Annotated in this window: 20 protein-coding genes and 1 pseudogene; 13 read left to right on the top strand and 8 right to left on the bottom strand. The window is 62.3% G+C overall.

Features of this window, described 5'->3' with window-relative positions:
• Positions 1-325 precede the first annotated feature (325 nt).
• Positions 326-1,018: a guanitoxin biosynthesis heme-dependent pre-guanitoxin N-hydroxylase GntA gene (gntA, locus tag ACFWUR_RS27355; protein WP_378910613.1), complete on the top strand. Its 693-nt coding sequence runs from the start codon at positions 326-328 to the stop codon at positions 1,016-1,018.
• 503 nt (positions 1,019-1,521) lie between these two features.
• Here gntA and ACFWUR_RS27350 read toward each other — a convergent pair.
• The 3 genes from ACFWUR_RS27350 to ACFWUR_RS27340 form a co-directional block, all read right to left on the bottom strand.
• Positions 1,522-1,659 carry a hypothetical protein gene (locus tag ACFWUR_RS27350; protein WP_378910611.1) on the bottom strand — a complete coding sequence of 46 codons (138 nt, stop codon included), beginning with the start codon at positions 1,657-1,659 and terminating at the stop codon, positions 1,522-1,524.
• A 105-nt stretch (positions 1,660-1,764) separates the two neighbouring features.
• A complete protein-coding gene (locus tag ACFWUR_RS27345) occupies positions 1,765-2,403 on the bottom strand; it encodes a GNAT family N-acetyltransferase (protein ID WP_378910609.1) in 639 nt (212 codons plus the stop codon).
• A 113-nt stretch (positions 2,404-2,516) separates the two neighbouring features.
• On the bottom strand, positions 2,517-4,655 hold the full coding sequence (locus tag ACFWUR_RS27340) for a UvrD-helicase domain-containing protein (RefSeq protein ID WP_378910608.1): 2,139 nt from the start codon (positions 4,653-4,655) through the stop codon (positions 2,517-2,519).
• Between the two features lie 54 nt (positions 4,656-4,709).
• Between ACFWUR_RS27340 and ACFWUR_RS27335 the strand changes: the two genes are divergently transcribed.
• Positions 4,710-6,071 (top strand): DoxX family protein, encoded by a 1,362-nt coding sequence (locus ACFWUR_RS27335; protein WP_378910607.1) that lies wholly within the window; start codon positions 4,710-4,712, stop codon positions 6,069-6,071.
• A gap of 26 nt (positions 6,072-6,097) precedes the next feature.
• On the opposite strand, the gene ACFWUR_RS27330 is transcribed toward ACFWUR_RS27335, so the two are convergent.
• Positions 6,098-6,346, bottom strand: coding sequence for a MoaD/ThiS family protein (locus ACFWUR_RS27330; protein ID WP_378910606.1), 249 nt, complete (start codon positions 6,344-6,346; stop codon positions 6,098-6,100).
• A gap of 28 nt (positions 6,347-6,374) precedes the next feature.
• Positions 6,375-7,472, bottom strand: a complete 1,098-nt coding sequence (locus ACFWUR_RS27325; protein WP_378910605.1) for a WD40/YVTN/BNR-like repeat-containing protein — start codon at positions 7,470-7,472, stop codon at positions 6,375-6,377.
• 141 nt (positions 7,473-7,613) lie between these two features.
• Here ACFWUR_RS27325 and ACFWUR_RS27320 point away from each other — a divergent pair, with 141 nt between their 5' ends.
• The 3 genes from ACFWUR_RS27320 (at position 7,614) to ACFWUR_RS27310 (ending at position 11,260) form a co-directional block, all read left to right on the top strand.
• Complete coding sequence (locus ACFWUR_RS27320) at positions 7,614-7,925, top strand: hypothetical protein (protein ID WP_378910604.1); 312 nt, start codon at positions 7,614-7,616, stop codon at positions 7,923-7,925.
• Complete coding sequence (locus tag ACFWUR_RS27315; RefSeq protein ID WP_378910603.1) at positions 7,925-9,244, top strand: polymorphic toxin type 44 domain-containing protein; 1,320 nt, start codon at positions 7,925-7,927, stop codon at positions 9,242-9,244. Before ACFWUR_RS27320 ends, ACFWUR_RS27315 begins: the two co-directional genes overlap by 1 nt.
• Positions 9,245-10,345: 1,101 nt before the next feature.
• Positions 10,346-11,260: an ADP-ribosylglycohydrolase family protein gene (locus tag ACFWUR_RS27310; protein ID WP_378910602.1), complete on the top strand. Its 915-nt coding sequence runs from the start codon at positions 10,346-10,348 to the stop codon at positions 11,258-11,260.
• 112 nt (positions 11,261-11,372) lie between these two features.
• Here the strand turns inward: ACFWUR_RS27310 and ACFWUR_RS27305 are convergent, their stop codons facing one another.
• The 3 genes from ACFWUR_RS27305 to ACFWUR_RS27295 all read right to left on the bottom strand — a co-directional run bounded on the left by ACFWUR_RS27305 (position 11,373) and on the right by ACFWUR_RS27295 (position 13,076).
• On the bottom strand, positions 11,373-12,074 hold the full coding sequence (locus ACFWUR_RS27305; protein WP_378910601.1) for a hypothetical protein: 702 nt from the start codon (positions 12,072-12,074) through the stop codon (positions 11,373-11,375).
• Positions 12,075-12,168: 94 nt separating this feature from the next.
• A complete protein-coding gene (locus ACFWUR_RS27300; RefSeq protein ID WP_378910600.1) occupies positions 12,169-12,669 on the bottom strand; it encodes a hypothetical protein in 501 nt (166 codons plus the stop codon).
• Between the two features lie 116 nt (positions 12,670-12,785).
• A complete protein-coding gene (locus tag ACFWUR_RS27295) occupies positions 12,786-13,076 on the bottom strand; it encodes a macro domain-containing protein (protein ID WP_378910599.1) in 291 nt (96 codons plus the stop codon).
• A gap of 220 nt (positions 13,077-13,296) precedes the next feature.
• On the opposite strand from ACFWUR_RS27295, the pseudogene ACFWUR_RS27290 reads away from it, so the two are divergent.
• The 8 genes and pseudogenes from ACFWUR_RS27290 to ACFWUR_RS27255 all read left to right on the top strand — a co-directional run.
• Positions 13,297-13,515 (top strand): annotated as a pseudogene (locus ACFWUR_RS27290) (helix-turn-helix domain-containing protein); the annotation flags it as partial.
• A gap of 204 nt (positions 13,516-13,719) precedes the next feature.
• The gene (locus ACFWUR_RS27285) at positions 13,720-14,727 is read left to right on the top strand and encodes a hypothetical protein (RefSeq protein WP_378910616.1); all 1,008 of its coding nucleotides are present in this window, start codon (positions 13,720-13,722) and stop codon (positions 14,725-14,727) included.
• Positions 14,728-15,007: 280 nt separating this feature from the next.
• A complete protein-coding gene (locus ACFWUR_RS27280) occupies positions 15,008-15,853 on the top strand; it encodes a hypothetical protein (RefSeq protein WP_378910598.1) in 846 nt (281 codons plus the stop codon).
• Between the two features lie 72 nt (positions 15,854-15,925).
• The gene (locus tag ACFWUR_RS27275; RefSeq protein WP_378910597.1) at positions 15,926-17,419 is read left to right on the top strand and encodes a pyridoxal phosphate-dependent decarboxylase family protein; all 1,494 of its coding nucleotides are present in this window, start codon (positions 15,926-15,928) and stop codon (positions 17,417-17,419) included.
• Complete coding sequence (locus ACFWUR_RS27270) at positions 17,416-18,333, top strand: methyltransferase (protein ID WP_378910596.1); 918 nt, start codon at positions 17,416-17,418, stop codon at positions 18,331-18,333. Before ACFWUR_RS27275 ends, ACFWUR_RS27270 begins: the two co-directional genes overlap by 4 nt.
• Positions 18,330-19,055, top strand: a complete 726-nt coding sequence (locus tag ACFWUR_RS27265) for a hypothetical protein (RefSeq protein ID WP_378910595.1) — start codon at positions 18,330-18,332, stop codon at positions 19,053-19,055. Before ACFWUR_RS27270 ends, ACFWUR_RS27265 begins: the two co-directional genes overlap by 4 nt.
• A gap of 47 nt (positions 19,056-19,102) precedes the next feature.
• A complete protein-coding gene (gene argS / locus ACFWUR_RS27260) occupies positions 19,103-20,869 on the top strand; it encodes an arginine--tRNA ligase (RefSeq protein WP_378910594.1) in 1,767 nt (588 codons plus the stop codon).
• A 328-nt stretch (positions 20,870-21,197) separates the two neighbouring features.
• Positions 21,198-22,742 carry an N-6 DNA methylase gene (locus ACFWUR_RS27255; protein WP_378910592.1) on the top strand — a complete coding sequence of 515 codons (1,545 nt, stop codon included), beginning with the start codon at positions 21,198-21,200 and terminating at the stop codon, positions 22,740-22,742.
• Positions 22,743-22,746 lie beyond the last annotated feature (4 nt).

Here is a 22,746-nt window from a genome sequence, read left to right as displayed (position 1 = left end):
TGGTACTGCACTCGACAGGGTGTGGGAGAGTAGGACACTGCCGGAACATCATTGCGAAAGGCCCTCCAACTTCGGTTGGGGGGCCTTTTTGCGTTCCCGAGCCGACGGTGGGATCTACAACGACATCGTGATCCGGGACACGCGGCGCACCGGTATTACCTCCTCGAGCGGCGCAAACAGTGGTAGGTGGCGATTCGAACGATTCGCGTATCCGCCTGGTCGACTGACAGGATCAGTTCGAGTATGGCGAGGTGGCGGCGTTGGCCGAGTGGATCGGCGCGCACCAGCTCGGTGTTGAGATCTGGTTTGGAAAGGAACGCCGGGATTGACCACGGATGCGCGAGACGAGCTGGAAAAATTCTTGCTCGGAGATCAGTTCGCCTGTTTGGCGGGTCGTTCCGCCTTGCGCCAGGGCGGGATCACCCATTGTCACTATGAGGTGATGGGTAGCGAAGAGTCGGCGCGGCTGATGGCGGCGGATCTGGCGGAGTTCGTCGGTTGGGCGGACTGGAGCTCGCGGAAGTTCACCAGTTTCATAGCGACGTTCGAGCAGCCGCGTGGAGTGGATGAGCTGCGATTCGAGGAATTGCTATGGGAGCACCTGCAGCTGCTGCACGAGGCGGATGTGGATCGGTTCGCCTGGGCTCCCGGGTGCTCGTCGGATCCGCAGTCCGGGGAGTTCAGATACAGCGTGGCGGGCCATCCATTCTTCGTGATCGGGCTACACGAGACGCATCGGCGGTTCGGCCGTCGTCCGCCCTTTCCGATGCTCGCGTTCAACTCCCACGAGCAGTTCACCCGGATCAAGGCCGACGGCATGTGGGACCGTTTGGCGGATAAGATCCGAAAGCAGGACATCATGCTGCAGGGCGACATCAACCCGAACCTGATGGAGTACGAGACACTGTCGGAAGCGCGCCGATACTCAGGTCGACCCAAGCCCGCGGATTGGCAGTGTCCGTTCAGCGCACGTGCCGCAGCGACAGAGCGTGCGCTGGCGAGCTCGAAACACGCCTGACTCATACCGTGCTGTGGGTAGGCGCATTTGCCGCGCGTAGATCCGAGGAAAGATCGACTCGAACCGCACCCGCCCTACGACAACAACCATGCCGCGGTAATTCCGCTTACCGCGGCTAGCGTTGCCGTGGTAAGCGCTCAGGTCCCGTACTGCTGCCCGCTCGACTGCCGGCCCCAACCGGTGCCAACGGTGCGATGCACGACCGCCGGGAAGCCCAGGCGGCCATCCATCTCGCGGCAACGGCGGAACTCCGTGCGAACGCTGCGCGCGGCCGGGATCGCCGAGCACGTCACGGACGAGCGGCTGGCCGGCCCCGAGCGCCGTGCCTGGGATCCGGCACGGCGGCAGAGACGGTCCAGAAGGTCGCGCTCATTGGCCGCAATTGCCCTGGGATGGACCAGGACTGCGGCTGCCCATGGCGAGATAGCCGCCGCCGTGGTCATCGCTGACGTAGACCAGCAGGGTCGGGCAGTCCTCGTTGAACTTCCAGGGCGGGTCGAGGATCAGGTAGCGGGAAATCGGTGCGGATACGCCAAGCTCAGCGGTGATCTGCTCGCCTGTTTGCCTTCCGCGGCTACCTCGCCCGCGCGACGCAAGTTGCGCGCGATATCCTCCGCGGAATGCCACTTCTGACCAGCCATAACTCTCAGTGTCCCTTCCAGCCCGCGTAGGGCCTACAGGGCTTTAATACCGGGTGGCTCACCTATGGGGTCAGGCCAGTAGCCACGACACCCACGCGGAGTCGCTCAGAGCGATCGGACCATCGTCAACTGATGAACGCGAGCGCCCCGGTAACGAAGTCCCGGCACCGCCGGAGTTTCACCGTGCGCCGTAAAACCCATTCGTTCGAAGAATCGCACCGCCCTGACATTTTCGACCAACGTCTGCAGATGGCACCCCGGCACCTGTTCGGTCAGCAGACGGTCGAACCACAGGTTCATCAACCCCGCGGCGGCCCCGGTTCCCCGCGCTTCCGGCGCGACGTTGATATGCAGATGCGCAGGCCACCGTGAATTGTCGAACTCACCAGCCGTCGCCTTCCTCCGTATCGTCGCCCCCAGCGCATCGACCGTACTGCGCCCGAAGAACACCACAGCCTGCCTGGTCCGAAACGGCCGATACCGACGGAGCGCCTCGGCAATACGTGTGTCCTCACTCGGAAAAGCCACGGTATACACGCACCCGGTGAGGTACCCGACGAGCTGTCCACCCTCCTCGGCCACGAACAGAGACTCGGGCTCCAACTCCATATAGGGATCGAGGTATACCGCTGCTTCGGAGTCGGCGTGGCCCCACAAGGCCTCAGTCGGTGACCCCTGCCCCGCGCGCTCGAACAGCAGACGCAACTCCGCCCGATCACTGTCCTCGAATCTCCGAACCTGCATGCGGCCAAGCTACATCACGTTCTCCACCGCTGGAATCCAGTTGTCGGACTGCAGCATTCGCGGTCGGAAGAGCCATGTGCGCGGGTCGTCGTGCGCAGCCCCGACCTTCCAATTCAGTCCGACAGGTAGGCGACCCAGAGATAGTCACGGGCGCGGCTGGTGGCGACGAGCAGCTGCCGTGCGAGCATCTCGGCGTGGTCCCTGGCACCCCCGGACAGCTCGGCGAGATCGGATGGCGGTTCCTCGGTGATATGAAAGACCGCCGCGAAATCCATCCCCTTCGCGCGGCGCACCGTGCCCACCTTGACCGGTCCGACTTGCGAGCCGTCGTCGTTCTCCAGCGCGATGGCGTCGATGCCTGCCCTGCGCAGCACTCGCAGGTATCGAAAGACCTCGTTCGGCCAGTTCACGATCACGGCGACCTCGGAATCCGGCTGTATCTCTGCCTCGCGGATCGCAAGGGGGAGGAGACGGTCGATATCGCGGCGCAAGATGTGCACGTCTTCCGCATGACCGTCCGACAAGGTCGGATCGCTGTCACGGAGAATGATGCCGGCGCCGCCGTCGAGATCGTCGACGGTGTTGCCCGCGTCGATGCGCTGTGAATATCGCAGCACCGCCTCACGATTACGGTAATTCGTGCGCAGTACGCGACCACGACCACCGGCGAGGGGGATCCCGGCCTCGGACAGCGTGCAGCCGCCGGCATAGACCTGCTGCTGTCCGTCACCGACCAGGAGAAGTTGAGCGTCGAAATCGCCGCCCGCTATCTGGTGCACCAACTGCAACTGCGTGAGAGTGAAGTCCTGCACTTCGTCGACGACGACCATAGAGTACGCCTCAGCACTGTCGAGCGGTCGTGCTCGAAGTTCGTCGACGGCCAGTGAGATGACGTCGTTGAAGTCGTGGACCTGCTGGGCGTCCAGGACTTCCTGATAGGGCAGATACAGGTTCTCCCAGACGAATTGACGACGGGAGGACCGGAGGCTGATACCTTCGCGGCCTACCCTCTTTACGCGCTTGTATCCCGCAAGGTCAGTGACCCTACGGCCCTTGATCACCCTATCGATCTCGTCCTTCCAGTAGCCGCGATCGGTACCCTCGACCCGGTTCAACACCCCACCGGCGCCCCGCCAAGCCTTGCTGAACGCCTCCTTGATCGCGGCGTTGTCGAGGTCGAACTCGACTCTGCGACGGCGGAGGAACGCGGTCGCCCAGGCATGCAGGCCCTTGAACTGGGCACGATCCACGGCGTGTGGCGCCAATTGCGCGAAGCCTCGCTCGTGGTAGGCAGGCAGGCTTCTGACGAACGTCGTGAACAGCAGTCGTCCCGGACTTCGCTTGGCGAAGTGCGCCATGCGGTGCAGCGCGACGACCGACTTGCCGGTGCCCGCAGGGCCGCTGAACCGAGCAGGCCCGGTAAATGTAGTGTGAACGAGCGAGAGCTGATCTGGGTCGAGGAACGTCATCCAATCACTGAACGGTCGGGCGAGTGCTGCCGTCCTTGCGTCAACGCGCAGGTCGTCCTGGTCGAACAGCCCGCCGGCATCGACTGTTTCGGCTTGCGGCGCATCGTCGGCGCAGAGGTAGCTGTGCGTGTTCAGCTTCTCCGCGGCGGTCGCGGCGAGCTCACTGACTCGCTCCGCACGCATCCGCTTCGCACGATGCGTCAGAGTCTCGACGAAGCTGGTCTCATCGACGACGAGATAGCGACCATCTGCGGCTGCTCGCGAGCCTCGCGGCATGAGCAGCACGATGTCGACCGAATGCGGTACGAACTGGGCGCCGCCGACAGCGAACCTGGCGAACGCCTGCTCGGCATCGCCGCGGATCTTCAGCACTTCGGTCGAGCTGGGCAGCGTATCGCAGAAGACGAGTGCGAAAACGCCCGTGCGTCCCAGCGCGAACGCCGCGATCCGATCGGGTACGGGCGAACCGCGATCCACGAGCACGTGCCAGCCGCGCACGGTGAGTAGACCTGCCAGGAACCGCCTCTGGTCGGGTGTCAACTGTCGCTGTTCTGCGAGTGTGCGCTCCGCCCACCGTGCTACCCGCTCGCGATGAATATTCGGCATCGATCCCCCTCCGGATACCAGCTCCGTACAGCAGGTGGAGCCGTAATGCGTTGAGTAACAACATAGTTGACTTGGTCGCAGATGGCAGGCACTTCGGGCGGCCGACCCCCGAGAAGATATGGCCCGAGTGCTCGGGGCAGCGGTTTTGCCGGATTTCCCGGCTGTCCCCGCTGCCATAGCGTTTCACCCGACGGCTTTCGACCGCAGGAGTGATGGATGGTTACAGGGGTGTTGGCGCAGCGGGAGCCCGAGGTCGTTGGCGTCGGGCGGGAAGCCGTGGAGCGGTGGCATCCGGCGGTTCGCGTGCTCTTCCGGTTCGGGTTCGTTGTTGTCGGTGTCGGGATGGCGGGGGTGTGGCTGCTGCACATGTTGCTGCGCACCCTCGGTGTTCCGCAGGGGGCGGTGACCGAGGTCGCCAAATGGACGGCGCTACATCCGCTCACCGACTGGCTCAGCACGCGCGTCTTCGACGTACCCATCGACTACGCGGTGACCGGCAGTGGAGATACCGCGGCGAAATGGGTGTCTGTTTTCACCCTGGTCCTGGTTGCCGTGCCGGTTACCGCCGCGTGGTCGGTGCTCGATCGCCGCCGCCCCAACTACGCGCGCCTGTACGAGTGGTTCCGGCTGCTGTTGCGCATTTCCCTGGCCAGCGCACTGTTGCTGTACGGGATGATCAAAGTACTGCCGACTCAGATGTCGTTCAACCTCGAGCGGTTGGTCGAACCGTTCGGCCACATGAGTCCGATGGCGGTGTTGTGGGCGCAGTCGTCGCTGTCGGAGCCGTACGAGATGGCCCTGGGTGCGGCGGAAGTTGTTGCAGGGGCTTTGCTTATCCTTCCGGTAACCTCGGCGATCGGCTCTGTGCTCGCCGTTGTCGTTGCGCTGCAGGTGCTCCTGATGAATCTCAGCTTCGATGTTCCGGTGAAGCTGTTCGCACTGCAATTGTTCTTGTTTGCAACAGTTTTGGCGGCACCCGATATTGCTCGAATCGTTCGGACTTTGCTCGGCCGCGCCGTCGACGCGCGAACATCGACACCTTTGCTCACCACACCGCGTGGCAACCGAATTCTGTTGGCAGCTCAGGTGCTGGTGGGTGTTTGGCTGCTCTGCGCCACGACCGTCGAGGCGTACGACGGCTGGCACACCTACGGCAATGCCCGGCCCAAGTCCCCGCTCTACGGCATCTGGAACGTCACCGAATACTCGGTCGCGGGCGAGCAGGTGCCCGCACTGGTTGACTTCCGCGAGCCCCTCGCCAACAGCGGAATACCCAGCGCCACCCAACGATTTCGCCGCATCATATTCGACATACCGCAGGGCATGACCGTGCAGCGGCTCGACGACTCACTCGTCTCGTTCCCTGCACGGATCGATACCGACCAGCACACCATCACGCTGTCGAAAGACACCGCACACCAGTGGAAGATCGCGACATTCAGTTACGTTCAGCCAGAACCGGATCGGCTGATCCTGGAGGGCACGCTCGGCGGACGTCCGGTACGGATGCAATTGGACCAGGTCGACCTCGCGCAGTACCCGGCGGTCTCGCGGGGGTTCCACTGGGTGCAGGCCACGCCTTACTATCGGTAATCATTTGTGTCCCAACGGAATATGGTTCACCCGCCGGCGACCGACGGTATGATCATTACCTCGGTGCGTGCGCCGACGGCGGTGTCCTGGCCGTCGAGCAGACGGCACTCGTCACCGTCGATATAGAAGTTCACGTACCGGCGTAATACACCACGTTCATCGCGGAGACGGCGCTCTAAACCAGGCGATCGTTCGCGCAGCCTATCGAGGACCTGCTGCAGCGTCGCACCGTCGATATCGAGTTCCTTCGCGCCATCGACGTAGGTGCGAAGCATGGAGGGCAAGCACACGCGAGCCATCGCGTCACCCGATAACCGCGGCGCGCACGCACAGCACGTCGGGCAGCTTGTCGGCCACGAGCTGCCAATGATCGCCTTCATCCGCGCTGCAATACACTTCGCCGTTGCGAGTGCCGAAGTAGATCCCGGTCGGGTCGGCGTCGTCGGCGCACATCGCATCACGCATGACCGCAGCCCAGAACGGCACCTGCGGCAGCCCCACGTTCTGCTTGGACCACGTCTCGCCGCCGTCTTCACTGCGATACACCGCGCAGGTGGCTTCAGGCGGAAAGCGAAAGCGTTCCATGTCCGCCACCAGCGGGAAGGTGTAGATCACGCCGGGTCGGCGCGGATGCGCGACGATCGGGAAGCCGAAGTTCGACGGTGGTAACCCACCATCGATCGACTGCCAACTCACCCCCGCATCGGCACTGCGAAACACACCACCATGGTTCTGCAGATACATGGTGCTGGGCGACTCTGCATCAACGGCAACCTTGTGCACGCACTGCCCCCACTCCGGCAACTCGCCGGGCATGAAGTCCGCGGTAACCCCCTTGTTCGTCGGCGTCCACGACTCCCCACCGTCGGCAGTCTGATAAACCCCACCGGTGGACATGGCCACCGCCATCCGCTGCGTATCAACTGGATGCGGCAGCACAGTGTGCAAAGCCAACCCACCACCGCCCGGCTCCCACTGCGGCCGATGCGGATGCTCCCACAATCCCCGGACCAGCTCGAACGTCCGACCCCGATCGGTCGACCGGAACAACGCCGACGGTTCGACGCCCGCGTACACAACATCCGGCTCGGCATCGGTAGCCGGCGTGATCTGCCAAACACCTCCCAGCGCAGCCCCGGTGTCCTCGGGGAACGCCAGCGGCGCATCATCCGGCTCGCTCCACGCCTCCCCGAGATCATCACTGACCACCAACGTCGGCCCGAAATGACTGTTCAACACCCCGGCAAGCACCCGCGGCGTCCCCCGCCGAGTATCGATCGCCAACGCTTTGACATCCGCCACCGGGAACTGCGGCGGCGACACCGTCCAACTCGCCCGCCCATCCCGGCTCCGAGCCAGAAACAAGCCCTTACGTGTTCCGATCCCGAGCAGCACGTCCATCTCAGACCTCCGAGTAGGCACCGAAAACGTCGACTCCCGTGACGCTACTCCGTGCTACCTGCAACATGTCCGATCGATCTGACCAGTTCCAGGCAGACGACTACTATTCGATCTAGAAACACTGAGGGGGAGGTCTTCGTCATGCTCGACGCCGATATCGAACAGCTACGTCAACTTTCGACCACAATCAAGGACGTCGGCACCAAGATCGACGAGATCGATGTTCGCACTACCGGTGATGCAATCAGTGTCGCACTGCCCGGCTGCGACATCGGTTCCAGGTGCGCAACGGCAGGAGAGTACATAGAAGGCGCATGGCTCCGGGTCGCGTGGCGCTTGGCGAGCATGTCCACGCTGATCACCTCGTGTGCAGACAACTACGCGATGACCGACCAACAGTTCGAGCAGCAACTCGCTAGCCTGACCTTCGGCACTTCAGGGGCTGATCGCTGATGCCGACTCGCGCTGAGCTCGACCGGTGGGACATCAACAAACTGCGGGTGTGGGCAACCGAGATACGCCGCGACAGTGCAGATTACGAGGCACAGCTGTATCGCATGAATACTCACTTCGCTGATATCGGATGGTCAGGGAAAGCGAAAGATGCAGCGGGGGACCGGGTTGCTGAACATGTGGACGAAGGTCGCAAACTCGCCATCGAAAATAGCGAATTCGCTGACGCGCTCGACGCGGGCGCATCACGACTCGATAGTGAACGTAGCACCGTGCGCACCAAGGTCCAGGAGGCCGAGAGTGACGTAACTGCCGCCGCTACCTTCAAGGTCAGTAACGAGTGGCTGGTCGAAATTGATACCGTTGAGGTTCCGATCAACGAGGATGGTCCTCGTTACAAGGCGATCCCCACGCAGAAGCAAGCGCATCAGGATGCGATCAATACGGCCGTCGCCAGCCTTCTCTCTGCGATCAGTGAATTCAATACTGCTATCACTACAAATGCGCAGGAAATCCGAACCCGGGGCAATCAGTTCGGTGACGGTAACTCGCGCGAGTCAGCGGCTTCACCGATTACTTCTCAACGCCTGCAAGATGCCAAGGCGGAGCTGGACCGGCTCATTGAACTGAAGTATATGGGTGTGCGTGTGGATCCAGTTACCGGTGCATCGGTGGACACGGCGATCGACGAGGCGAAGAACGAATACAATAAGTGGAAACAGCTCGCGGACACGCAGATGAATTTGGATGATTACACTATGAGTGAGGAGCGCTTCATCGAAGCGGAGTCCTTCATTTTCGACGAGATGAAGAGGAATGTAAATTCTGCTGACGTTGCCCGGATGGCTGAACTGAACGATGCTGATTGGTGGGAAGTTGCGTCGTCATCCACGAACGACCCGGCCGCAGCCCTGCTTGCGTTCAAAGAAAAGGTAGAAGTAGGCGCGGAGTGGGATCATAAGCCCCAATTGGAAGATCGTTTCGATCTCTCCGCCGAAGACGATTACTACTTCAAGGATCCCTCCCAAGACCGAGCAGTCTATTACGACCTGTACTCAAATATTCATTACGGATATGTTGGCCGAGCCGCCGGATTCCCCGAGGATACCTTGATATGGGCGGCGAATCAGGGTGGGTCGACTGGCGCCAACGATGTGGGCGATGACATCTCGATGCGAATCGGTTCCGAGTTGTACGAAAAGTATGGAAATGATATGACCCAAGCCCAACTCCACGAGGGAATTGAACAGGCCATGCAGGAAATGGATCAAGCGATGAGTGAAGGCGAGAGCGTTACCCAGATCAGGGTGACTCAGTGATCCTACCGAGGTCGATAGCTATGCCCCACTTTTTCCTTTCGGCGCTAGATAGCGTGTCCGTAGTCGGTTCGGAGTGACCAATGGTGGATAGTTCCAACTTTGTAGATCGGTCAGCGAGGCCGACCGGTCGAGCCCTAGCGATCTATGTCGTGGTCAGCCTCGTGGCAGGTGTAATCACCTCTAAAACGGTCCACAGCACGGTCACGCGTTCCTGGCGTGATTGCGGGGTGGCTGGAGCTGGGGAAGGTATCACCTTGCTGCTGCTCTTGGTGCCGAACATTATCGTGGTCGCTCTTTGGTGGGGGGCCACCCTGACGGTCAGTAGGCGCTTTAGCGGTAGCACCCCTGAAATTCTTCGGGTTTGCTTGACCTTCGTGGTTTGCCTGCTCGGCTCATTCGCGATTCTATGGTTCATGATGTTCTGGCTTCATGATCCCGGTCAGGCTGCCCGGATTCCGGTGTGCCCGCCGGGCAACATCCCGCCATGGTGGCCTACTTGGTTGCCAATTTGATCCCCCACTGTGGCGGCTCAGGCTAGGCGCGCGAGGGCTACAGCGTTGGCCCAACCGGCGGTGGAACTGGCGAACAGCCAATTCACCGTGCACAACAAGTATTTCGACCCTGCGACGGGCCGGGTCGTGATCCAGATGGTCGAGAGGGAACCGGTAGTCATGACGACCCCCCCACGACGAAGAGTACGAGCGGGCAGTACGGCAACTTGAAGCGTTCGAGGAGATGCGCGCCCAGGTGCGCCTGCGTGCGATGGATCCCACGGCCCCACGCGACGTCACCTACATCAAAGATGACGGCAGGTCCGGCACACCCCAAGAGAATTAGACGGTCTCACACGACGGACGTGAATGGCGCGACGAGAACGGTGCGCTGGTCTATCGCCGCGATAGTGAATGCTTCTGGCTCGCCCCCGATGGACGCCGAGTGTTCGATCCCATCGGCAATCCGATCAACCCCTGACAACATCGTGGGCGCTCACACCGCGGTAAATGCAGTTCAGCCGGTCTGCGCACCCGAGCCAGGAAGGCGGTCGATACCGTGATCGGATGGAGACGGCGGTCGGATCCCACTATCGGTCGTCTCGAACTGATGCTCGATTCGCTCGATGGGCTCTCCGCCGGCGATGCGCTGGGTGCACAGTTCTTCATCATGGGCAGGTCACTTGCGGATCTTCGGTCGGGCAACCCTCCACCAGCACCGTGGGATTGGACCGATGACACCGAGATGGCCTGCAGCCTCGTCGCCGAACTACGCCGCCACCAGTGCACCGACCAGGATCGGCTGGCCGCGGGTTTCGCGCGCCGCTTCTCCCCGGAGCGCGACTACGGGCATGCGACAGTCACGACCCTTCGACGTATTCAAAATGGTGCGCACTGGCGAGAAGTAGCAGCAGCGGCGTTCGAAGGTCAGGGTTCCTGCGGCAACGGTGCGGCTATGCGGGTCGCCCCGCTGGGGGCCTACTACTTCGACGATCCACAACGGGTTGTCACCGAAGCAGTTCGGTCAGCGCAGGTCACCCATATGCACCCTGACGGAGTGACCGGCGCGGTCGCGGTGGCAGTTGCCGCTGGGCAGGCGGCTCATGCCCGCCGCACCCAAAAGGTCCCCACTGCAACGGAATTCCTCACCGCCGTCCTGGACCGTCTCGAACCCGGTGAGACAACGCGTGGCGTCCGTCGCGCTCGTGCCCTGCTCGACGCAACCATCGCCGAGGCCGCACACGAACTGGGCAACGGATCCCGAGTGAAGGCGCAGGACACGGTGCCGTTCGCATTGTGGGCCGCGGCAACGCATTTGGACGACTACCCGGCAGCAGTCACCGCCTGCATCGAAGCGGACGGCGATATCGATACCACGTGCGCTATCGCAGGGGGAATCGTCGCCGCCTACACCGGCACCGCCACTGGAACCGGGGTGCCCCAGGAGTGGCTCGCAGCCCGCGAACCGCTACCGTCCTGGCTCACCTCGATCAGCCCGTCGCGCCGCCGCCTCCGAGGTATGTGAGCTGGTTCGATGCTCGCGACGACAGCCTCAATAATTACTCCCATCGTGGCGAAGACATCTCCATCGACCCGCGCAGCTACCAGCAATTCCACGACGGAGGTGCTGGTGCTCCTCACCGGAGGCGGGCTGCCAGCCAGATTCCGTGGTCCACTTCCCACGGCGTCACGACGCGACCGCATTGCACGCTCAATGCTGCGGCCACTTCGGCGAGCAGCGTCCGTGCTGTCGGTGCATCGACATCGAATCCGTTGCGCGCCAACCACCAGAGGACCATTCTGTCGGGTTTGATCAGGTTTTCGTCACCGATGAGCATCCACAAATGCCCACGCCTGACACCCGATGCACCTTCGCCCGGCACGCTGCGCAACTCGTTGTCAATTTGATCGATCAGCGGGTTGTCGAATATCGCGGCGCGGCCATCCGCCAGTGTTTGAACACCGTGGTGGTCGAGGATCTTCGCGTAGCGAATCACTGCGTCCGCCTTGTGAATTCCGCCGCGCGGAGAGGTGTTTTGACGATTGTTTGCCACTGCCAGGAGTGAATCCGTGTCCGGGTAGCGCTCAAGTAGCGCATCGAGAGGCACGGGGTCGGCGATCGACTTCGCAGCGGCCGGCGTGGCGGCTCGCACCTTGATCCCGAAGTCGTCGGCTATCCGGCGTACGACCGGCACCACGTGCTTGTCGTAGTTGGCGCCGATGCTGTACACCGCGTCGAGGACACAGAAACTCAGGCTTACCCACTGCCGCTCCCGTGGTCGAGGATCTAATGCCCTGACCGCATCCACGAGCAGATCGAACGAACCGTGGTCCTTCATGGGCCCGGACTGTAGCTGTCCGGTCCGACAGCGCGCACCGGACAGCCGGTGGGACTGCTGCGCGATCGGGTGGCGGCGAAAGAGCGCGTCGTTGCTACGCAGGCCGCAAGGCGCCTTGCCCGGTCCCAATGAGAGGCGTGTCCGCAAGGATCTGTTCGGCCCCCTCGAAACTGATAGCGTGATCGGCCTTTCCATACCAGGACGTCGTCTGAATGGGCTGAGTTCCGTTGAGGAACAAGTAGTAGCCCTTCGTCGGGCCCCCGGCATCCGACTTCGTCGGCATGTTTTCCCAGCATGCGGAAGTAGTGCCGGTTCGACGATTCAGCTCGTCGGTCGTAATGTCCTGCGGCACCTCGACCAGGCGATCCCAGCCGCCTTGCCACCCCGCGCTATCGGCGATGGCGCGCAGGGTAGTTGGGTCCCCAGTTTCGGCGGCGGCATTGGACTGGTCAGCGAACCGGCTGATGAGGCCGAGAGGTTCTGCAGTGCCGAACCGGAACTCAGTTGTGCAGGAAACGCTCTCAGCGCTGCCTCCGGATGCCGTGATCATTCCGCAGGCAGTGCTCGAAAGAGCGGTGGCGCTGAGGATCGTCAATGTCGTTATGGCGCTTCGTATCACGGTGTGGCTACTTTCAGGGAGAAACCGACACGTCCGCAGCTCGAGACGATCCGCGGAAGTCTGCCATCTTTATATTAATTCGAGAGTCTGCTTCACCCCACCGGTCGCTCATTGCTGACTGGTGAAGAGAGCCGAACATCGACCACGCCGGACAGCGGTTGCAAAGCCTCGCGGGTCAGTGGCTCGACGTCTGCCCAGTTGAGACCGCCATACCCGCAACCGAGTGCCGAGATGGCCGCGGATCGGATCTCGTTCCGTTCGATGGTCTCGACAAGGGTAGGAAGGCCCGCGACCACATCGGCCAGGCGACTGGGGGAGCGCCAGTGCCGTTTTGTCGGGTAGTTGATGATGAACCGCGGCCGCTCGTGGCACCGGTCGCCCACACTGCATCTGCTTGCTGCCGGTGCTGGCTGATGGGCAAGCTACAGATCGGCATCGACAAGAAGCGGAATCGGTGTGACCGGAAACTATGGCTGCCCTGCAAAACGAACGGGTGCTCAGCCCCGAAAAGCAGTGACAGGATTCCCTTTATCTGCTCGAATGGTCATCGACCGGAATCTCAACGGTCACGAACTGGCTGGGTAGGAGCCGATCGTGGATGGGATGCAGACGTCCGGGTGGTTGCGGCGCGACGGGGACGGCGTTGCCGCGCCGACGGTCGGCCAGGTTGTTCGTGAGTACCGGCTTGCGGGTGGGACCAATCAGGCCGCGGTCGCTGATGCGTTGGGGATCACTCAGCAGTTCCTGAGTCAGGTCGAGAAGGGAACGCGCAAGGCCACGCTGGAGCAACGGCAAGGGTTCGCTCGAGTTCTGGGGATTCCTCCCGAGGAGCTCGGAATCGTGGGCCGCGCTCACCGCCGTGCGGGCGCCGATGACACTCCTGCGGTGGCCACCAGTCGAGGTCGGTGGCGAGTTCAACGCAACTGGTTGAATCACCACCGCGACGACCTGGCGAGACTGGCGACCGCGTGGTATCCGGACGAGTACCGGCTTCCGAGGACATCGCTGATCACTCGCGACGGTTGGATGCCTGCTGCCCCAATGGACTTGGATTCGATTCGTCTCGAACTCGATGAGGGACCGCAACTCGCCGAGATCACCGGAGCCGAGGGAGAGACCGCGCCCGTGCGCCCGCTTCGCGTTCCAGGGCTCGCCTTCGAGACGTATTCCGCAGCGGTGAAACATCTTGACCCGCCTCAACTCTTCGAGTCGAGACCGAGCTACCGGTATCTCGGTGGCACCGTCACATCCGGTGCATTGGGCTTCGGATTGGCCAGCTACTTCGACAAACTCGATGTCAGCGAGGCACTCGCGCACGAGTTGGCTGCGGCTTGTCTGGCTCATCCGACCGCCGACGTTTCGGACTTGAGGGGCAGGTTGCCTTTCCGTGAGCTCATCGGAGATCCGTTCGATCCGGCACGGCGCGCGATCATCCCCGCGATCACCACGTTGACGATCCGGCTTCGCAGGTTCCCAGCACCGCCGTCGTTCCTGCTGCACTGGCGTGACCCTTCTCGTGTCGCGACCGCGGCCGGGGTCTATGACGTGATTCCGGCAGGTGAATTCCAGCCGTCGAGTATGGGGTTGTGGGACCGCCGCAACGATTTCTCCCTGTGGCGCAACATGGTTCGGGAGTATTCCGAAGAGGTGCTCGGCCATCCAGAACATGACGGGACACGAAGTGTTCCGATCGACTACGCGAATTGGTCGTTCTATCAGCAGCTCAGTGCGGCTCGTGCGCAAGGAAAGGTCACCGCGCATCTACTCGGGTTCGGGCTCGACGCGCTGACATTGGCTGCCACGTTGCTCACTGTCGTCGTCATCGACGACGACGTATTCGACGAAATCTTCGGCACGATGGTGCAGTTCAACGAGGAAGGTGAGGTAGTCAGCATCGGTGATGGACGAGCCGCCGATGGAGTGCCGTTCACCGAGGAGTCGGTGACGCGGATGCTGGAAGCCGAACCCATGGCCGCGCCGGGAGCAGCGTGCTTGGCGCTGGCATGGCAGCATCGACACAGCTTGATCAGCTGAGGAATCTGGAGATCACATGCCCACGCAATCGCGCACCCTGACCGACAGCGAGCAGGCGTGGGCCCGAACCCGCTCCTATCTGCGTGAACACCGTACCGAACTGGACCTTGCCGCGGCGGGGGAATACCCAGACGCGCACCGTGTGGCCGATTCCGCGCTACTCGCACGACGCGAGTGGCTGCCGACCTCGCCAATTCCGGTGAACGACATCAGGTTGGATTGGTCCCCCACGGAAGCTCTGTCGTTCCCAGCCCAGCCACCGCGAAGTTCTGTCCTTCCTGTGCGCGCCGACGATGGAGAGTATGAGACATATTCCGCAGTCGTCGGCGATGTCGCGGCACCGACAGTCTTCGAGAATCGGCCGACTTACCGGTTGCTCCATGCGGAGCTGGCTGGTCAATCGCCAACTCTGCGATTTAGCTTGGGGCACTACTTCGACAGTGTGGATGTGGGAGAAGCGGCTGCTCACGAGTTCGCGGTTGCCTACCGCGACGGACAGGTCGCACCAGGCGTACGCGCTGCGATCACCGACCCATGCGACCTCGGGCAGCGTCGCGCGAACCTCGCGATCAGCACGCTCACAATCCGGCGCGATGTCGACACCGGCAACCGGTCGTTCCTCCTGCACTGGCGTGACCCACGAAAGGTCGGACACGCCGGCGGGATGTATCAGGTAGTTCCGGTCGGCATCTTCCAGCCCTCGGGGTACGCCGAGTGGAACACGGGAAACGACTTCTCCCTTTGGCGCAACATGATCCGTGAGTTCTCCGAGGAACTGTGTGGCGCCGATGAGGACCACGGCAGCGAGCAAGCCCCGATCGGCTACGAGTCATGGGAATTCGCCTCCAAGCTCACGGAGGGCCTCGACGACGGATCGGTCGAGGCCTACTGCTTAGGCCTTGGCGTCGATCCGCTGAGCTTCGCCACGGACCTGTTGACTGCCGTGATCATCGACGGACCGGTCTTCGATGAACTGTTCGGCGAGATCGTGGCCGACAACGACGAGGGGCGTGTGCTCGAGTTGCAGCCCTTCACTTCTGAGCGGGTCGAGCAGGTCATCGCGGAGCATCCGATCCAAGCCGCAGGTGCCGCAGCCCTTCGGTTGGCGATCGCTGACCTGCCCTGACCCGATACAACAGGCTGTTGTACAGCAGCCTGTTGTTGGAACCCCAGCTCTGGTCGGAGAGACGCTGGAGCAGTGAAGAATTCAGAGACAACAACGACCGGCTTGTTGTACCGCGCGGTCGATATCGGTTTGCAGTTCAAGGCCCGCCCCGAGATATTCGGTCGGCGAAGCACAGCACGCGAGATCCGAGACCTGCTGGTCACTGAGCTCCCGGTGCAGTCCATGACTGGTGAGGAGGTCCTGGCCGAGTTTGTGAATCATGTGCTGCCACTGTGCAAGAACGAGGCATCGCCACGGTTCATGGGTTTCGGTGACACCGGCGATGACCAGCTCGCTCTGATGGGCAGCGCGCTGGCAGTACTGACGCAGCAGAACATGATCAACCAGTCGTTCGACTGCCCGAGCGCCACATTTGTCGAGATCGCCGTGCTGCGATGGCTGCGAGACCTGCTCGGTTACGCGAATCCACCGGTCGATGCGGTGCACACGGTGTGGGATGTGGGCGGCATGGTCACTCCCGGCGGGACCACCAGCAATACCGTCGCGATGATGCTGGCCAGGGAAGCGAAAGCGCCGGGCACGATGCATACAGGTGTCACCAACCCCGGCCGGATGGCAGTGGTGGTTCCGAAAGGGATCGGACACTACAGCGTGAAGGCGGCGTTGACGTGGATCGGGTGCGGGGCGCAGGTGATCGAAGTCCCCACTCGAGGATTCCGTTACGACAGAAACGAACTCGCCCGAATTTTGCGGGAAGACGGTGATCGCGTCATGGCAGTGGTCGCTTATGCCGGTGACAGCCGAACTCAGACGGTCGAGGATTTGAGAGCCGTGCACGATCTCGTGCGGGCAGTTGACCCGAGTATTTGGTTGCACGCGGACGCGTGCTGGGGGCTGCTCGCGGCATTCAGCCCGAAGTTGCGGGCCAAGATCGACGGCATCGCCGAGTTCGACAGCATCACCGTGGATCCGCACAAGATCATGGCCGTGCCCTACGGGCTGAGCGCACTGCTGGTGCGTAAACCTGCTGTGCTGCGGACGATCTCGACCTACTCGGATCTGATCATGCAGGAAGACTTCGCCTTCGGACAGGTCACTCCGTTCATCGGCACCAAGGGATGGATGTCGCTGAAGCTGTGGATGATGATGCTCGGCCGCGGCCGAGCGGGACTCGCGGAACTTGCCGACCATCGACAGAAGCTGACTCGACGATTCGCTGAGTTGGTCGACGCGCACCCACGGCTGGTTCGGCTCAACGACCCAGACCTGGCGGCGGTTGTCTTCGCCTACCTACCGGCGGGAAGCATGCTCGGCCGTATCGACGAGCCTGCGCTGGACCGCGTCAATCAGCTCAACATCGCCCTCCATGAGCGGATCCTCGCCGAAGGCCGCTGGCACCTGCACCAATTCACGTTGCCGGATGACCTGGGGCGCCTACGAAAAGGATCGGTCGTGTATCCGCTGAGGTTCATGGCCAACAACCCTGGGCTCACCGAATCCCATATGCACGAAGTTCTCGCCTACCTCGACAATCTCGCCTCGGATCTGGAGGAACAAGCAGCATGACGAACTCGAGTTTTCGCGCGGTGTACGAGACGGCAGGCACCTACGACAAGCTGCTGTTGCAGCATTTCTACGGCGGCACCGAAGACATCGACCTGGTCGCGGACTGGCTCACCGAACACCATGCGGCACCGCGTGCAGCGTTGAACGTCGTCGAATTCGGCTGCGGCACAGGCCTAATCACTGACGCGATCGCACCCTACGCCCGAGATCTCGTGCTGGCCGATTACAGCGAAACGATGGTGGCCGCGGTCGCGCAGAAGTTCCCCGACGCCCAAACGATCTGCGCGGACACCAGCGACGCCGTGACCTCCCTGCTCGCGGCCGACCGAGCGGCGACCTTCGACCTGGTAACGGCGTTCTGGTCGTTGAGCTACCCGATCGGCGAGTTCTTCGAGCAGCTGTCGTCGGCGGGCGTGCAGCCACGGGGTGACCAGGCCGTCGCGGCTGAGCACGCGCGGAAGTTCGTGCTCGACCTGGTTGGGCTGACTGCACCGGGTGGGCACTTGCTGGCGATGTTGTTCGACGCTGAAAGCCCCGAACAGCAGTTGGTGACGCAGGCCTGGGAAACAGTCGCGCCATTCCCCGGCGGTGGCCGCGCTTACACCCGGCACGTCCTGATCGATGCGCTTCGCGAGGCCGAGAACCGCGGCGACGGCACACTGACCCACACGCGGCTCGGGGGAGTGGCGTGGGCTCCCACACGTGAATTTGCCCGGGAATGGTTCTTCGGCGTCCATTTCAAGCACCACCCCCAACTGCTCGACGACCTCGAACTCGGGCGGGCCGTGGAAGAGTTCATCGACCGATACGAAATGCCGGAAGGTGGTGTCGCGCTGCCGAGCGGGGTCCATTTCATCGACTTCCACGCAGTCGCGCATCCGCGTGCATCGCTTCCGGACGGGTTGGCGTCGTGACTCCCGAACTGTTTGCCGCCGCGGCGCAGCTATGTCGCACCAGTACCCCGGTCGGCGGCTACGGATTGGCGTACGGCTCACAGGCCGTCGGCGTTGGTTACTCGGACTCGGACCTGGATCTGGTGTTGGTTGGACGGCATCGCCCCGGTTGTCACATCATGAACGACCTGGTTGCCGCTGTGTGCAAGATCCACGATGACTTCGGGCTACGCAGTGACACGGAAGTCGATTACGAGACAAAGCTTTTCGCGACCTACGCCGATGTCGACAGCGCAGTTGGATTGCGGTGCTTCTCGAGAATCAGCGGTGTGCTCAGCCCGGCTCCTGTCGTTGCCGACCGACGCTGGTTGAATTCGCCGGCCTTTGCCCAACGACTCATTCTCAACGCCCTGACCAGTGAACACGTGTTCCTTGGTGGAAGCGTGGCGCGGTACCGCGCTGACCGGGCGAGGGCGGAGCAGGCGGTCGCGGTGCTCGCGATTTCGATACTTGGGGTACCCGAAGTAACCGTGCTCGACGCCGTACGGGCACTCACCGAAGGACCCGGAGGAGAGCGAGGCAAAGACTTCCTGGGCTACACCCCGGGCGCTCGCCTGTGCTCGATCGTTCAGTCCGGACTGGCATCGCTGGTCGCCCGGAATTTGGTCGAGGTGATCGACGGCGCGCGGTTTCGCCGATGCCATGTCCGCGACGAACAGGTCGGTCCTGGTCACGCCGCATGACGCACCTGCGACAATGGGCTCACCATCCCCACCGAAAGGAATCCAAGGTGAGCTCTGCCGGTATTGTGCCGCTGCTCGGACGTGTCGCTGCCGCTGTGTCGGAGGCGATCGTGCGAGTTCGCCCGGAAATGGCGGATGCGGACCCGGTAGTGCGACGATCCGATCGGGCCGACTTCCAATCCAACGCTGCGCTGCCGTTGGCGAAGAAGGTCGGAATGCCGTCGGCTCAACTCGGTGGTGAGCTCGCCAGCCAGCTTGATCTCACTGATGGTGTGATCGCCGATGTGCAGGTGTCGGGCCCGGGATTTCTGAACATCTCTCTCGCTGATCGGGCGATCTGGGAAAGCGTCGCCGCGCGCCTTGCCGATGAGCGTCTCGGTGTGCCGACCACCGAGAACGGGCATCGGGTGGTCATCGACTACTCCGCGCCGAACGTGGCTAAAGAAATGCACGTCGGGCATCTGCGGACCACGATCATCGGTGACAGCCTGGCCCGGGTTTTCGGATTCCTCGGTGCTGATGTCGTGCGCGCAAACCACCTCGGCGATTGGGGCACCCAATTCGGCATGCTCATCCAGTACATCGACGAGCACCCCGAATCGGCATGGCACGCCGAAGAACTCGACGCTGAGACCAGTGCGGTGTCAGCGTTGGACAGCCTGTACAAGGCCGCCCGCGCCCAGTTCGACTCCGATCCGGCCTTCGCTGACCGGGCACGAACGCGGGTGGTTGCTTTGCAAGCCGGCGATCCCGACACGGTCGCGCGGTGGCGAGAGATCGTCGCCGAGTCCGAGAAGGCCTTCGGTGCGATCTACGACCGGCTCGGTGTCTTGCTGACCCCGGATGACTACGTCGGTGAGTCGTTCTACAACGATCAATTGGCTGATACGGTCACCGAACTCATCGACAAGGGTGTAGCCGTCGACAGCGATGGCGCGATCGTCGTGTTGTCGGAGCAGGTCACAGGTCCTGATGATCAGCCTGTTGTGCTGATGGCCCGCAAACGTGACGGCGGGTACGGCTATGACAGCACTGACCTGGCCACGATCCGGTATCGCATCGCTTCGCTGCATGCGGATCGGTTGCTGTATGTCACCGATTCGCGGCAGGCGCTGCATTTTCAGCTGATCTTCGAAGCTGCGCGGCGGGTGGGCTGGCTCACCGACGCGATCCAGCTGGACCACGTGGCGTACGGCACGATCTTGGGGCCCGATGGCAAACCGTTCAAAACCCGTGCAGGCGGAACGGTTCGGTTGATGGGGCTGCTCGACGAGGCCGCCGCTCGTGTTCGTGCTGTTGTCGCGGAGAAGAACCCGGACCTGACTGCCGTCGAACTCGACACCATCGCTGAGCAAGCGGGCATCGGTGCGGTCAAGTACGCGGACCTTTCGACATCGCGGGTCAAGGACTACACCTTCGATCTGGACCGGATGACGACACTCAACGGCAACACCGGTGTTTACCTGCAGTATGCCCATGCTCGAGTGTGTTCGATCCTGCGCAAGGCCGACGCCACGACACCGTCCACGGTCGATACTGCTGTCCTGCTTGAGCCAGCCGAGCGGGAGCTGGCGTTGGTGCTCGATGGCTACGGGACTGTCCTGGCCGAGGTCGCCGACCTGCTGGAGCCGCATCGGCTGGCGGGCTACCTCTACGAACTCGCCCGTGCCTACACCTCCTTCTACGACGCGTGCCCGGTCATCGCGGCTGCTGAACCGGTCCGATCGAACCGAATCGCGCTGTGCCAGTTGACTACTCGAACGCTGGAGATGGGGTTGGAGCAGTTGGGAATGGCTGCACCGCAACGGATGTGACCTATCGGCCGGGAGCTTGCCACATCGATGCGGCACCCAGTCAGCGATTGCAATCCGTTGCTTGCCGCGACCACGAGCCGGGCCGCGCGTGGTGCTCGACCGGCGTGAAATCGTCGACCTACTACGGATGTGTTTGCCGTCTAGGGCGGGCGCCGTCGCGCAGGTCGTTCGCGGCAATCTGCGGCTCGGCTGGGCTTCGATGGGTCGCTACCGATCGCGCAAAGTTCCCGATTGATGCCGCGGTGGGGCGGGGGCACGTTGTGTCGGTGGCGTGGTCTATACAGTTCAGTTGGTCTTCGTCGAGTAGAACAGGCAGGTATCGGTTTCCGTGATCACCGGTGAGATCAAGAACAAGGTCGACGCAGTCTGGGACGCGTTCTGGACGGGTGGTATCTCCAACCCCCTGGAAGTGATGGAGCAGATCACCTACCTGCTGTTCATTCGTCGGCTCGACGATGAGCAGACTCGCGCGCTGGAGATGGCGAACCTGCTGGAGCAGCCGATCGAGGGCAATCCGTTCCCGACAGGGAAAGACGAGAAGGGTCGGCCGTACAACGACCTGCGCTGGTCTGTATTCCGGGACCGGCAGGCCGACGACATGTTTGCGATCGTCGCCGACCGGGTGTTCCCGTTCATCAAAGAGATGCGCGGCGAGGACTCCACGTACGCGCACTTCATGAAGGACGCGCGGCTCACGATCCCGAACGCGGGCATGTTGCAGCGTGTGGTGGATCGGTTGGACAAGGTGCCGATGGAGAACCGCGACACGAAGGGCGACATCTATGAGTACCTGCTCGCGAAGATTGCTTCCGCCGGGCAGAACGGCCAGTTCCGCACCCCGCGCCACATCATCGAGTTGATTGTGCACATGACGGCGCCGAAGCCGCACGACACCATCGTCGACCCGGCGTCCGGGACGTGCGGCTTTCTGGTGGGCGCGTCGGAGTACCTGCGTGCGAACCACGCGGACGCGATTAACTCGGGCACCGGTAAGCAGCACTACCACCACGAGATGTTCCACGGCTTCGACTTCGACAACACGATGCTGCGAATCGGGTCGATGAACATGCTGCTGCACGGTATCGAGCAGCCCGACATCCGCTACCGCGATTCTCTCGCGGAGGCGAACACCGTTGACGCTGAGGCGTATTCGCTGATCCTAGCGAATCCACCCTTCTCCGGATCGTTGGACTACGAGAACACCGCGCAAGATCTGCAGCGGATCGCGAAAACGAAGAAGACCGAGCTGCTGTTCCTTGCACTGTTCCTGCGACTGCTGAAGCCTGGTGGGCGTGCGGCGGTGATCGTGCCAGACGGGGTGCTGTCCGGATCGTCGAAGGCGCACAAGGAGCTTCGCCGAATTCTCGTAGAGGAGCAAAAGCTCGATGCGGTAGTGAAGCTGCCATCGGGTGTATTCAAACCGTACGCCGGTGTGTCGACGGCGATCCTGTTCTTCACCAAGACCAACTCCGGCGGCACTGACAACGTGTGGTTCTACGACGTGCGTGCAGAAGGCTACTCGCTTGATGACAAGCGCAGTGCGCTCCTGAGCGAGGGCAAGATCGGTGTCCTCGCAGAACTGGGTGAGGACGAACATGAGAAAAACAACTTGCCCGATGTGCTGCGGCGTTGGAATGAGCGCGAGGGCTCCGAGCTGGATAGGGTGCGGACCGATCAAAGTTTCTGCGTCCCGAAGGGCGACATTGTCGCGCAGGGCTACGACCTGTCTCTGAACAGGTACAAAGAGGCGGTGCACGAGGAGGCTGAACACCGTTCACCTCTGGAAATCCTCGACGAGTTGGAGCGGCTTGAGAAGGAGATCGGCGACGGCATGATGCAGCTGCGGGAAATGCTCGCGGGTGGTGGGAAGTGAATCC

The sequence above is a fragment of the Nocardia sp. NPDC058633 genome (genome assembly GCF_042717045.1).
GTDB lineage: Bacteria > Actinomycetota > Actinomycetes > Mycobacteriales > Mycobacteriaceae > Nocardia.
The sequence above is the reverse complement of the archived record's forward strand: the minus strand, read 5'-3'. Positions and strand labels throughout refer to the sequence as shown.

Bases quoted from the DNA above. Each gene is read 5' to 3' on its own strand.
- ACFWUR_RS27345 (WP_378910609.1), bottom strand. From the start codon at position 2,403: ATGCAGGTTCGGAGATTCGAGGACAGTGATCGGGCGGAGTTGCGTCTG.
- ACFWUR_RS27310 (WP_378910602.1), top strand. From the start codon at position 10,346: ATGCTCGATTCGCTCGATGGGCTCTCCGCCGGCGATGCGCTGGGTGCA.
- ACFWUR_RS27320 (WP_378910604.1), top strand. From the start codon at position 7,614: ATGCTCGACGCCGATATCGAACAGCTACGTCAACTTTCGACCACAATC.
- ACFWUR_RS27350 (WP_378910611.1), bottom strand. From the start codon at position 1,659: ATGGCTGGTCAGAAGTGGCATTCCGCGGAGGATATCGCGCGCAACTTG.
- ACFWUR_RS27285 (WP_378910616.1), top strand. From the start codon at position 13,720: ATGCCTGCTGCCCCAATGGACTTGGATTCGATTCGTCTCGAACTCGAT.
- ACFWUR_RS27340 (WP_378910608.1), bottom strand. From the start codon at position 4,655: ATGGCAGCGGGGACAGCCGGGAAATCCGGCAAAACCGCTGCCCCGAGC.
- ACFWUR_RS27325 (WP_378910605.1), bottom strand. From the start codon at position 7,472: ATGGACGTGCTGCTCGGGATCGGAACACGTAAGGGCTTGTTTCTGGCT.
- ACFWUR_RS27270 (WP_378910596.1), top strand. From the start codon at position 17,416: ATGACGAACTCGAGTTTTCGCGCGGTGTACGAGACGGCAGGCACCTAC.
- ACFWUR_RS27330 (WP_378910606.1), bottom strand. From the start codon at position 6,346: ATGCTTCGCACCTACGTCGATGGCGCGAAGGAACTCGATATCGACGGT.
- ACFWUR_RS27315 (WP_378910603.1), top strand. From the start codon at position 7,925: ATGCCGACTCGCGCTGAGCTCGACCGGTGGGACATCAACAAACTGCGG.
- ACFWUR_RS27305 (WP_378910601.1), bottom strand. From the start codon at position 12,074: ATGAAGGACCACGGTTCGTTCGATCTGCTCGTGGATGCGGTCAGGGCA.